This is a genomic window from Clostridium sp. AF34-10BH, from assembly GCF_003478095.1.
In the GTDB taxonomy this organism is placed as follows: domain Bacteria; phylum Bacillota; class Clostridia; order Lachnospirales; family Lachnospiraceae; genus Acetatifactor; species Acetatifactor acetigignens.
Map to the genome: position 1 here is coordinate 51900 of NZ_QUEC01000018.1, position 11918 is coordinate 63817.

General features: G+C 46.8%; 11 protein-coding genes. All 11 read left to right on the forward strand.

The annotated features are described in order from the left end of the window. Positions 1–46: 46 nt before the first annotated feature. The 11 genes from DWZ61_RS12360 (at position 47) to DWZ61_RS12410 (ending at position 11916) form a co-directional block, all read left to right on the forward strand. Complete coding sequence (locus tag DWZ61_RS12360; protein ID WP_243026404.1) at positions 47–166, forward strand: hypothetical protein; 120 nt, start codon at positions 47–49, stop codon at positions 164–166. A gap of 24 nt (positions 167–190) precedes the next feature. After that, the gene (locus DWZ61_RS12365) at positions 191–445 is read left to right on the forward strand and encodes a hypothetical protein (RefSeq protein ID WP_118538820.1); all 255 of its coding nucleotides are present in this window, start codon (positions 191–193) and stop codon (positions 443–445) included. Positions 446–469: 24 nt separating this feature from the next. Further along, positions 470–1093 carry an immunoglobulin-like domain-containing protein gene (locus tag DWZ61_RS12370; RefSeq protein WP_145985581.1) on the forward strand — a complete coding sequence of 208 codons (624 nt, stop codon included), beginning with the start codon at positions 470–472 and terminating at the stop codon, positions 1091–1093. Between the two features lie 15 nt (positions 1094–1108). After that, positions 1109–1537 carry a hypothetical protein gene (locus tag DWZ61_RS12375; protein ID WP_118538824.1) on the forward strand — a complete coding sequence of 143 codons (429 nt, stop codon included), beginning with the start codon at positions 1109–1111 and terminating at the stop codon, positions 1535–1537. A 44-nt stretch (positions 1538–1581) separates the two neighbouring features. After that, positions 1582–2103: a hypothetical protein gene (locus DWZ61_RS12380; RefSeq protein WP_118538826.1), complete on the forward strand. Its 522-nt coding sequence runs from the start codon at positions 1582–1584 to the stop codon at positions 2101–2103. A 100-nt stretch (positions 2104–2203) separates the two neighbouring features. Continuing rightward, a complete protein-coding gene (locus tag DWZ61_RS12385; protein ID WP_118538828.1) occupies positions 2204–5416 on the forward strand; it encodes a M56 family metallopeptidase in 3213 nt (1070 codons plus the stop codon). A 23-nt stretch (positions 5417–5439) separates the two neighbouring features. Further along, positions 5440–6009, forward strand: coding sequence for a hypothetical protein (locus tag DWZ61_RS12390; protein WP_118538830.1), 570 nt, complete (start codon positions 5440–5442; stop codon positions 6007–6009). Positions 6010–6041: 32 nt separating this feature from the next. Next, entirely contained in the window at positions 6042–6461 is a 420-nt protein-coding gene (locus tag DWZ61_RS12395) for a DUF2500 family protein (protein ID WP_172594684.1), read from the forward strand. A gap of 27 nt (positions 6462–6488) precedes the next feature. Beyond that, the gene (locus DWZ61_RS12400) at positions 6489–9695 is read left to right on the forward strand and encodes a M56 family metallopeptidase (RefSeq protein ID WP_118538832.1); all 3207 of its coding nucleotides are present in this window, start codon (positions 6489–6491) and stop codon (positions 9693–9695) included. A 283-nt stretch (positions 9696–9978) separates the two neighbouring features. Next, complete coding sequence (locus DWZ61_RS12405) at positions 9979–10839, forward strand: hypothetical protein (RefSeq protein ID WP_118538834.1); 861 nt, start codon at positions 9979–9981, stop codon at positions 10837–10839. Positions 10840–10965: 126 nt separating this feature from the next. Further along, positions 10966–11916, forward strand: a complete 951-nt coding sequence (locus tag DWZ61_RS12410; RefSeq protein ID WP_118538836.1) for a hypothetical protein — start codon at positions 10966–10968, stop codon at positions 11914–11916. Positions 11917–11918: the final 2 nt, after the last annotated feature.

The following is an 11918-nucleotide window of genomic DNA, read 5'->3' on the forward strand; positions in this document are numbered from 1 at the left end:
ATTATATCAAATGGAAGAAAATCCAGAGGTAACGCAGGTTAAACTTATGGAGGGATTTGATCTTTCAAGAAAACAAATTCAAAGACTTATAAAAGACATGCGAGAAGAAGGTTTGGTTGAAAGACGTGGTTCTAATAGAAACGGGAAGTGGATTGCAAAGAAGTAAATAACAGGAGAGATTTTATTTGGCATGATGAGTGACGAAAGATGTATGAAGAAAATCAACGTAAAAGTGACGTTTTTTCTTAGCTTAATTGCGGTTGTGCTGTTGACGGCAGGTATCCTGTGCGGGCGTGAGGTCTGGCTGTATGAGCACCCAGAGATCCGGATTACCTTTAGCTGCGACAAGAGAGAAAATATATATCGCTCTTATCCTTTTTGCGTTATTCGTGGCAGATCTCATATCGGACAGGGATATGCGGTACGTTATGATGAGGAAATATAGCAGTTCCGGGATGCAACAGGGGAAGTGTTTCAATGGATTAACGAAAAGTATGATTCCCCATTATCCGTGTCATCGGATGTAACAATAGGTGAAGGAAAAACGGTGATCACTTTCTGGGGAACAGGGAAATCTATTGAGACCGGAGAGATGGAGGAAATCAACCGGGACTGCGTGCTGGAGTATGAACTGGACGCAGAGGTGTTACATTTGGAAGAAACACCGGAGCTGGTAGAAAACGTTTGGGATCCGAAAGAGAAGGGGCAGCAGGGACAGGCGGAGACGATTTATGATCCGGAAGCAGGTGTAACGGCGACTTTGCGGGATATTTCCAATGTGGGTGCTAATCTTATCATCAGACGTGAGGATGACGATGACGGGGCAGAGGTGATCTATGGAGAGGCTTATATTCTCCAACGGCAGGTAGACGGAGAGTGGCAGGATGCAGAGACGGTGCCGGATAATTATGGCTTTCCAATGGTGGGCTATAATGTCCCCGGTGGTGAGGAAGCCTCGATCTACTATAATTGGGAGTGGCTCTACGGAGCACTGGAACCGGGAGAATATCGAATGGTCTGGGATGTCTCAAGAAAAGACAGCGGTTCGGCAAGCGCACAGACATACCGGGAGCATATACGTTTTCGACTTTAGAGAGGGGAAAAGCTAATGAAGAAAAAAGTATTATGGATAATAGGGGTATGTATCATACTAATCAGTATATGGGGTATCAGGGAAATTTATTTGTACAACAATCCCGAAGTAATCATCACATATAGCAATGAAAACACAGAGGAATCACATCGCTCTCTTCCAGTCTATGCGATAAATCCAAAGTCAAGATTTGGGCAGGCAGCCCGCTACGACAAGGAGATGAAAGACTGGTGGGAAGCCACAAATGAAGTAAACCTATGGCTTCATAATGACTTGAAAGCACCCATGGATGTGTCATCCACAGTTGAAATTATGGATGGAACCGCGAAGATTACCTATCAGGGAACGGCAACTTCTTTAGAGAATGAAAATGTGGAGATATACAAAGAGGTGGTGATTGATTTTCCGGTGTCCGCGAATCTGGAAATTGAGAAAACAGAGTAAAATAGAGATGTCTGAAAGGTCCGAAAGGAAACGGGGGAGTGTGTATGAAGAAAATTAATGTAAAAGTAACGGTTTTTCTTAGTGTGATCGTATTGGCAGTGATAATCCTTTTACTGAATTTTATTGAATTCCGCAAGACGTTGGATTTTACGGCATCGGGAATACGGATGCTGAAGGAAAATGCGTCCGGAAAGCAGGAAGAGGTACAGGTAGATGTCAGTGGAACGTATTCTTATCGCGTATTGCCCTGGATTTATGCAAGTTCTTTTAACGGGAAGATATCCTTTGCAGGAGAGGGAGAGGAGCCACAGGATTATTTCTTTCTGTACGGGGGAAGAAAAGGCGTTTTCCAAAGTGGGAGAGGTGCCGGACAGATCCTGACGCCGGATATGAGCACGTGTGCAGCAATTTATGAGGCAGTGCAAGGTGTGGAAAAAGGGATGATTTCTGCCACCGCAAATTCGGCGGAAGAGAATCAGATATTCTATATTTTGTACCCGGCGACGACATTGGAAGAAGCGTATGAAATATCCGATGTATTGTATCCCGGAATGTTGGGAAAATAGATTTCTTGCTTGACAGACAGGTCGATAGAATGTAGACTATGCTTATAAAGTCTATATTCTATCGACTATCGATGGCTGGTGCAGCAGAGCGGAGGGGCTTATGGGTGAGAACATCTACAGAATATTTGACGTTGTATGGAAATTAAGTCTGGTAGGAGGATACTGCGTATTGCTGGTGCTCCTGGCCAGACTTTTGTTGAAAAAAGCCCCCAAATGGTGTTCTTATCTGCTGTGGGGAGTCGTATTTGTGCGCTTGTGCTGTCCGGTGTTGCCACGGACGGGGATCAGTCTGATTCCGGAGCGGCTGCTGGCGGTTGGAACGGAGACGATGTACGGACAGTCAGCAAACGGCTATGGTAATAATGGTGTGCTTCCAGATGTGGATCCTAACGGACAGAGCAGTTGGCAACAGGCAGGAAATTTGCATGCCGGGACGGCAGGAAATATGCCGGGAGCCGCAGGATTAGCGAACGAAAACAGAAATGTTGCGAATGCAATCGATAACGAAAGCGATGCGAATGCATTCGGAACAGACGGAGCCGATGGAAGCCAGGCAGCAGGTAATGCTGTAGATGGTGGCTGCTTAGCTGACAACCGGGACAATGCGGACGGGTCTTTGCAAATCACAGGAGCAGAAAACGGAAGCAGTGGTGCAGCCATGGAGGAATCGGTTACCGATACAAATGGCACAGCTGTCGCAAACACACTGTATCGCCCGGTAGGTTTCCGTGTCATTGCAATGGTATGGCTGTTTGGAATGGCAGGATTTATGGGGTATCATGCCTTTTCCTACCTGCGTATGCGTAACCGGCTTCACAGACCTGACGGCGGTGTCAGACAGGTGGAACCGGGGATCTGCGAAATCGACGGTGGGCATCTGTCCTTTGTCATGGGACTGGTGCATCCGGTGATCTATCTGTCTTCGGGCTTAGATCCCGAGAGCAGAAACGTTGTGCTGTGCCACGAGAGAGTGCATTTGCAGCGCAGGGATTATCTCTTCAAACCGGCAGCTCTGCTGATCTGCTGTGTGCACTGGTTTAACCCGTTGGTGTGGCTGGCATTTTATCTGATGAATATGGACTGTGAGATGTCCTGCGATGAAAAAGTTGTGAAGCTTCTCGGCGAGGAGAGCAAGAAGATATATTCCTATACATTGCTGGAAGAGGTTTCCGGTGGGGAATGGAAACGCTATCGGGGCGGTTCCATCTGTGCCTTGCTTTCTTTTGTTGAAGATCATGTGAAGAACAGGATCCGCCATGTACTGGATTATCGCAAGCCGCCGTTCTGGGTCATGATTGGCGCGGCAGCAGTGATCGTGGTACTGGCGGTGTGTCTGTGCAGCAATCCCGGTGGAAGTGGGAACGGGGCAGGCACGGCGGATCGTGCAGATACAGACGACAGCGCAGGAGCAGAAATGGATGTAGACAGCAATGCGGAGACGAGTGGAAATATTGCGCAGTTTCCGGACAGCATCAAGACACCGGAAGATTTTGCAAAGGTAACGATTCATAGCAGAGAAGATTTTGCCGCTGTTTTTGATGTGGAAGAAATCGAAGAAAAGCATTCCTTTGCAGCGGATCAAGTGGCTTATGATCTGCTGGTTCGTGAAAACAATACGAATGCCGCGTATGCGATATTCAAAGCACTGGCGGAGGAACCTGCATCCGAGACTTATAGAAAATATACAGATCCGGTAACGGCAGCGGTGTCACTGTTGCACCTGGGTGATGGAAGCGGAGCCGTGACCGAGACGCTGTATCCGGCAGGGCGGCAATATCCTTATTATCGGGAGGACTCTGACCGGCCGGGAGAAGGCTCTGTGGTGAATGTACATTATACTTTTGCGGATGGATCTGCTGTAGATATTCCCATGGTCATGGCGGAGGAGATGACGCAGCTGTGGCTCTTATCCTTTGGAGATCCGGGCAGTGCGGAGGACTCGGGATATGGTCCGCTCACCGGTGATATCTGTACCAGAATGGTCTATGGGGAGTACGAACTCCGACAACCGGACAGAGCGGTCTACTGGGGCTGGATGGACTGGTATCCTGTGGATGCCGGCAGTTATTCGACTTATTATCCCCATGTACAGATTTCAAATTACGGGATCTATACCATGAGTGAACTTTGGGGAACGTCCGGCAGTGTATTTCGCTGCATTCAAGCGGAACGCATCATGGCAACGGGCTGGTATGACGTTACCTGTGAGCGGGGCGCATATGACACATCGGATGCCTATACACAGCTGCAAAAAGATCTGCCGGATGTGACGGAATGGAGCGGCGGCAAGGTCTATTATCTGACAGATCCCGATGAGGCGCATCTTATGACGGATGAGTGGATGCCGAGGGTACTTCGGGAGTTTGACATGAGTACCCATACTGTCACCGATACGGTTCTGCCGGTGAATTTGCAGCTCAACAGCGGCACGACGCTTCATGTTCATGACGGATATTATGACATTTACAATAGTAATCCATCCATAAGTATGCGGTTTGCACTTAGCGGGGCGGATAGCCAGCACATCGAAAGAGCAGACATTCTGGCCTATCCGGGTGTGGTATTTGATGTATCGGAGCGGACAGAAACTGAGACATCGGCGCAGCTGGATCTGGATGGCGATGGTGTGCCGGAGAAGATTTCTCTGCATCCTGCGGAGCCGGTAACGGGGTATTCTCTGGAGCAATATACGATATATCTGAATCTGGGACTTAGTCAAATGAATTGCTATGACCTGCAGGATGCAGTGTTGGAGATAGACGGACAGACGGCTGAGATTCCGGACAGCACGGGAAATATGAGCAATTCGATCTTCGCTTTCAGCCCGGACGGAGAACAGCTCCTGATCGCATTGTATGATGACGGCGAAAGCGCAGATCCACTGACCCGAATCTATCACTATGAAGACGGAAAACCGGTGGAAACAGACCGGCTCGCACAGGATCTGCGAAAGGCATGGATACAGGATGGACAGATGGTTATCACCGAACCATATTTTGCGGTGCAGAATGATTATATCCAGAAAATCTATCAGGTAACATCGAACGGAAGACTTCGGGAAGTGCCACAGGAGGAATATGTATTAAGTGCCTGGGAGGAAGTGGAGCTGCGGCAGGATATAACGCTCTACCGTACACCGGACGGGGATGAGACCTTTGTGCTGCCCAAAGGAAGCAAGGTACGCATGACGAAGCTGGATGCAACACAGGACTGGATCTGCATCGAGATTACGGATGGTGTGAAGGGGTGGTTTCGGTTACGGGATGGAACGGATTACAGTGACTATTTCAGCGGTTTATATTTTGCAGGGTAAAGTGTGAAAAGGAGATACAGATCATGCATTGGAGTAAAAAGAACAAAGGAATCGTAATTTTTCTGATCGTTATAGTTGCTGTAGTCCTGCTGTGTCTCGGAGATTACGGATTGCGATATTATGATACTCCGAAAGAGGAAACATATGATTATGTTGGCAGTGGCATGTTAGTCGGTTTGGTAAATCCGCAATTTTATCAACAGGTTCCGGTAGAGATTCATGCGAAAAAGGCACATTTTATCTGGAAAAATCAGGAGGATTATATTCAGGGAAATGTATGGCTGGATGGAGAAAAGATTTTTGGTGATGAGGAAATGGGATTTACGACACTTTTCGTAAAAGCGGAACCATCGTATTCCTGCATCACAACTACCGATGGAGATACATCCGGTAATATGTTCCTTATCTCAAAAGATCTAAAAAACGTATTATGTGGAGTAAAAATAGAAGAGGAAGAGTTCCTGCTGGTAGTACCGGCGGAGGACAAAGCAACTGCAGATGGCATGATCGACAATGCAGCAAAACAATCACAGGCGTTTTCCTGGTGGCTGTTGGAAGTATACAAGGATATCATAAAGGATACTGTGAAATGAGATAAATAATGAAAAATGGGGAGGTTGTGCTTATGATGCAGCAGTTAAGTTTCAGTCCGGTGGAAAACATATTGACAGTCCTGTTCGCAGCGGCAATTCTGGGATATCTTCTGTACCTTCTGGTGCGGAGCTTACGGAACAGGCAACGGGGATATCATACGGTGAACCGTGCAAAAGTCTATAGCAAGGCACAGGCTACTGCGGTGAACCAACCGGTATATCTGGCAAACGGCACAGTAAATTCCGGAGTAACCGAGGCGGAAAACGTCAAGACTGTCATTTTTGAAAATCTGGAAAAAGAGGGCGAACAGATCACCTTGGAAGTTTCCGACAGAATCTACAGCGAGTTGCAGGAAGGCGATTGTGGAAGCCTCAGCTGCCGGGACGGAAAATTAGTGAGCTTCGGGGCGTTACAGAACAGGGATGACAGAGAGCGGAGCTTCCGCGGATAGGGAAGCAGAGAACATAGGAGGGACTTTATGGTGGAAGGCATCTATCGTTTGTTTGACAGTATATGGCGTCTCAGTCTGGTGGGAAGCTATTGTATTTTGTTGGTGATACTGGCCAGATTTTTACTGAAAAAAGCCCCGAAATGGTGTTCCTATCTGCTGTGGGGAATCGTATTTGTGCGGTTATGTTGTCCGGTGCTGCCGGGGACCAGGATCAGTCTGATCCCGGAGCGTCTGTTGACCGTAGGGACGGCGACAACCTCTGCACAGTTGACTGCCGGGAACAGTGCCGGATCAGTTGACAATGAGGGAGTTTATAATGGCAGCCACCGTGGAGACAATACTGTGGATGCCGTGCTGTCCGGGGCGGATAATACGGGAAATCTGAATGCCGGGACTTTAGAAGCCACCGGAAATAGGGAAGGTTCTGCACCAACACTGGGACAGGATGGAAACGTAGAAGGCATGAATGAAATTGGAGATGACGGTGTCGGTGAAATTCAGGCACCGGGTAATGTTACGAATGCCTTGGATGGTGGTTACCCGGTGGATAACCGGGATAATGCGGACGATTCTTTGCAAAGGATCGGTGCAACAATGGGAAAAACATGGTTTCGTGTCCTGTTGATCGCATGGTTACTTGGAATGGCAGGATTTATGGGGTATCATACTTTTTCCTACCTGCGTATGCGTCACCGTATCCGCAGACCTGACAGCGGTGTCAGACAGGTGGAACCGGGAATCTGCGAGATTGACGGAGGACACCTGTCCTTCGTCATGGGGCTGATCCATCCGGTGATCTATCTCTCTTCGGGGCTGGATCCGGAGAGCAGAAAAGTCGTGTTGTGCCACGAGAGAGTGCATCTGCAGCGCAGGGATTACCTTTTCAAACCGGCAGCGCTGCTGATCTGCTGTGTGCATTGGTTTAACCCGTTGGTGTGGCTGGCATTTTATCTGATGAATATGGACTGTGAGATGTCCTGCGATGAAAAAGTTGTGAAGCTTCTCGGCGAGGAGAGCAAGAAGATCTATTCCTATACATTGCTGGAAGAAGCTTCCGGCGGAGAGTGGAAGCGTTATCGGGGCGGTTCCATCTGCGCACTGCTTTCTTTTGGCGAAGACCATGTGAAGAATCGTATTCGTCATGTACTGGATTATCGCAAGCCGCCGTTCTGGGTCATGATCGGCGCGGCAGCAGTGATCGTGGTACTGGTGGTGTGCCTGTGCAGCAACCCCGGAGGAAATGGGAACGGGGCAGATACAGCAAATGTGTCTGACGTTTCCGATGCGACAGAAGAAGTGACGACCGGAGAATTCACAGAGGACGGTTCAGACGATGAAGGCAGGAAAACCGAATGGCTGGCGGCATTGGAACAGGGGATTCATAGCAGAGAAGAATTCAGTGCGTTGTTTGATGTGGATACCTTGGAGGATACCCGGTCTTTTGCCGGACAGGACGGCATTCAATATCTGGAATACAACGGCGTTGCGGCGAGAAAACTGCACAGACAGATCCTGGATGGGGATACCGCAGCCCACGAGACTTATAAGGATCCGGTAAAAGCGGCGGAAGCACTGCTGCATCTGGAGGGTGGCAGCGGAGAAATGACGGAACTGCTCTATGAAGCGGAAAGGCAGTATTTATTTTTCCAAAAAGATTCCACAAGACCCGGCGAAGGCTCTGTGGCAAACGTACATTATATTTTCGCTGACGGATCCGATATTGATATTCCCATGGTATTCGCCGAGGAGAGCAGTCAGATCTGGATGCTGTCACTGGGAGATATCGACAGTAAAGGACGGCATTCTTACGGTCCGTTGGATGGAGAGAATCAGGCAAGAATCGTCTATGCGGAATATGGACCGCAGGATGTGGAAGAGGATCCTTTGGCGGGAGCCCATCCCGGGGATTATACGCAGGTACCTCAGGGATCTTTTAGAGATCAATATGCTACTTATCAGGTGTCCAGTTACGGCATCTATGTGGCAACCGGGAGTGATGCCGGACTGGATTGTGTCGTACCGGGGTATATTGCGCCGGGATATGCAGCATCCCACTGGTCATGCGTATATCAGGATCGGAGACTCTTCAATACTTCGGATCAGTGTGACTATTTAGATTGTTACCGGGATGAGATAGAGAGCGTGCGCTTGTACTACCTGGCATCCTCTGACTATCAGGATGGCGACTTGGACATCTGGATCGACACGATCCGGGAATATGATACTTCGGGACAGACCGGAGAAAACGGGGTCACGGACTGGAAGCTGCCGTCGGAGGCGCAGGATTTCGACAAGGCTTCGTTTCGTGCAGAGGACGGTTACTGGATCTTCGAAAATAGTGATGGCAGCGAACAGCTGAAGCTGCCGATCCTGTCTGTAAGGCCGGTATGGAACGGGAAAACAGCAGCGGAACTGACCGCAGAGGAGACAGATGCCTATGCAGCCGCACAGAGGCAGGAAATCCTGACAAAAGTAGGAGTTGTCTATGATGTGTCCGAGCGTGCGGCACAGGAGACCTATGCGCTGCTTGATTTGGACGGAGACGGAACCGCAGACCGGATCACGCTTCGTTCCAGGATGGCGCAGGCACTGAATACGCCGGATCATTCTCCGCTGGATCAGTATGTTTTTACGGTCAACACGACGAGTGGCGAGATGCGGACGGCACAGAATCTGGGGAACAGCATCTATGCCTTCAGCCCGGACGGCAGACAGATATTGTTAGCCCTTACCAGAAAAGATGAGCAGGGGCAGTACGAGAGCTTTCTGTTCCGGTACCGGAACGGCGAATTACAGGAAGTGGGAAGCTTCGCACAGGATATTCGTAAAATCTGGGTGCAAAACGGACAGATCACTACCGGCCGGAACAGTGATGATATCATATTTGCAGAACCCAATATGACCGGTGCAAACACAATTCTAGATTCCAGAAATTCAGATGGAACACCATCAGGGGCATATGTAGAAACATTGCAGGAGAAAATTTCGGCAGATATGGTTGCCGGGAAATTACCATTTGTAGTTACCTCCGTCATTAGGGAAAATCCACTGAGATTGGAGGTGGAACTGACCGAGATGACAGACGAGAATATAAAGATCATTCGATCCTATGAAACAAATGGCAGTGCCATAACATTTGCACAAAGCAGTGGCAATGTACAAGAGCTGCAGCATAATAATGATTCGCAAAGTCAAATAGCACCCCAGATTTCAAAAGAAGATGAAAACGATTGATTAACAGAAAGAGTTGACAGAGAAGAATAATGATGTTCAGGCGGTAATTATCAGCGGAAATCGAATAGATCATCGTTGAATTACCGCCTCAAATTTTATGCAAAGGTATCTGGACGGTAAATAGAAATAAGCTACATCGGAATTGTTTATTTTAATATGAAATTATTGGAAACAGTTAATGAAAGTGCAACAAAAATATGATATTTTAAATTCGTAATATAAAAAGAGTTACGGATTTAAAGTAAGAAATGCGTGAGAATTTTAAGCAGTAAGGGAGATTATCATGAAAAAACAATACAGATTAGCAACATTTGCACTGTCCGCCTGCCTGTTAATGGCATGTGGCGCCCGGGAGACCAATGCACCGGAGAACAACGAAGCGGAGAAACAAACCGAAAATATTTCCAATATAGACACTAAAATAGATGAGGCAGAGACCTCCGGAGCTCTCACAGAGTCCGAATCCCGGGAAACACCCATTGCACCGAAAGAGATCCTCATAGATTTCACTGGAATCTCGGAATTTCACCCGGAAGGAACTGCGGCGCAGCCCTATTCCCTGGAAATCCTTTCCGAGACGTATAACAATATTACTTTTGCAGACGAATGGTACAATGCATCGGAAGACATTTCCCTTCCCATGATCGGAGAAAACTGGGACTGCTTCTATGATGAAAATTATACCTATCAGTGGGAGTATACCTATCAGTGGGAGGATGGAAAACTCAGCATTTTCGATGGTGAGAACTGCCTGTATGTACTGGAATATCCGACAGACAAATGGTACGTCAACGGTAATAATGCCTGCCTTGAGAACGGAATTTTTTACGGGGCTTCAGTAATGAACGGTTATGCGCAGCCGGACAGCTGCTTTATGTTTGCCTATGATCTGGAAAATGAGAAACTGCTGTGGCGAAGTGCAGACCAGACTTATAACAGCATGAATTTTCTCGTGAAAGGGGACGTGATCTTCTGCGGCTATGGCTTTACCGCAGAGGACGATTATCTCTATCAGCTGGATAAAAATACCGGAGAGGTGATCGACCGCCTGTCTCTGAAAAAGATGCCGGACCTCATGGCAGAGAAGGATGACCGGTTGTATGTGCACACCTATAGTTATGATTATGTGATTGAGATATTTTAAATTGAAAATATCAAAATAATTGATATCGGTCGACTATCTTATCATTAAATATTGAATGTGCAATAAAAATATGCTATTTTAAAAATGTAACATAAAAAGAGTTACATTTTTAAAAATGGTGACTATATGAAGAATTTTTTGGAAAAAACATTGCGTCAAAATGTGATGATAGAAGAAACTGAATATTTGAATGAGAAGCTGCCCCTGGCCTTTCGTGGAAGATACACTTTTTATAAGGTTGAAACAAACGGTTCACCATGGATAGCAATTCAACCCAAGGCAGATGTTGGCTTGGCAGCGCTTAGAAAGGACTGGATTAAAATTGAAAAGGCAGCAGGTCTTAATTGCGCCATTTTTTTTGATTCTACATCATTTTATATTAAAGAAAAATTATTGGAAGAGGGAATTCCCTTTGTACTGAAAGATAAACAGGTGTACTTGCCTTTTATCGGATATTTGCTGTCCAATGAGAATGAAAGGAAAATTTCTCCGGTTCATTTAATTTCATTTTTAACACAAAAAGTTATATTGGTTGCAATATATGAAAAATGGGAAAATGTTACTGCATCAAAAGCTGCAATAAGATTAGGCGTTACGAAAATGTCTGCAAACAGGTGCTTTGATGAAATTGAGTATCTGAATGTGGATATTTTGGGTATGAAGGGTAAATCCAGGGTGATAACTGTTCCGGCGGATATTCAGAAACTGTGGAATGATGTACGGGTCATATTGAGAAACCCTGTGATTGCAAGGTATGAGCTAAAAGAGGATATTCAATTGGAAAAAAAGGCAGGAATCACTGCACTATGTGAGTACTCATTACTTTCGGATAATGAATATCCGACTTATGCAATTACCAAAAAAGAAATAACAGAATCCGGAATTAGAAAAATGAAGCAGGTACATTCCGGGGAAGAAATAGGATGCGTTGTTCTGGAACTGGGATACTTTATTGATTTTAAGAATAAGAAACTGGAAGATCCATTGAGTGTGACATTGTCGCTTACAGAGAGTGAGAAACAGGATGAAAGAATTGGTATTTCTATAAAGAGGATGCTGGAGGAATACGTATGGTAAAA

Excerpts from the sequence above, each read along its gene's own strand:
- DWZ61_RS12375 (WP_118538824.1), top strand. The coding sequence starts at position 1,109 with ATGAAGAAAAAAGTATTATGGATAATAGGGGTATGTATCATACTAATC.
- DWZ61_RS12360 (WP_243026404.1), top strand. The coding sequence starts at position 47 with ATGGAGGGATTTGATCTTTCAAGAAAACAAATTCAAAGACTTATAAAA.
- DWZ61_RS12385 (WP_118538828.1), top strand. The coding sequence starts at position 2,204 with ATGGGTGAGAACATCTACAGAATATTTGACGTTGTATGGAAATTAAGT.
- DWZ61_RS12390 (WP_118538830.1), top strand. The coding sequence starts at position 5,440 with ATGCATTGGAGTAAAAAGAACAAAGGAATCGTAATTTTTCTGATCGTT.
- DWZ61_RS12380 (WP_118538826.1), top strand. The coding sequence starts at position 1,582 with ATGAAGAAAATTAATGTAAAAGTAACGGTTTTTCTTAGTGTGATCGTA.
- DWZ61_RS12405 (WP_118538834.1), top strand. The coding sequence starts at position 9,979 with ATGAAAAAACAATACAGATTAGCAACATTTGCACTGTCCGCCTGCCTG.
- DWZ61_RS12400 (WP_118538832.1), top strand. The coding sequence starts at position 6,489 with ATGGTGGAAGGCATCTATCGTTTGTTTGACAGTATATGGCGTCTCAGT.
- DWZ61_RS12410 (WP_118538836.1), top strand. The coding sequence starts at position 10,966 with ATGAAGAATTTTTTGGAAAAAACATTGCGTCAAAATGTGATGATAGAA.
- DWZ61_RS12395 (WP_172594684.1), top strand. The coding sequence starts at position 6,042 with ATGATGCAGCAGTTAAGTTTCAGTCCGGTGGAAAACATATTGACAGTC.
- DWZ61_RS12365 (WP_118538820.1), top strand. The coding sequence starts at position 191 with ATGATGAGTGACGAAAGATGTATGAAGAAAATCAACGTAAAAGTGACG.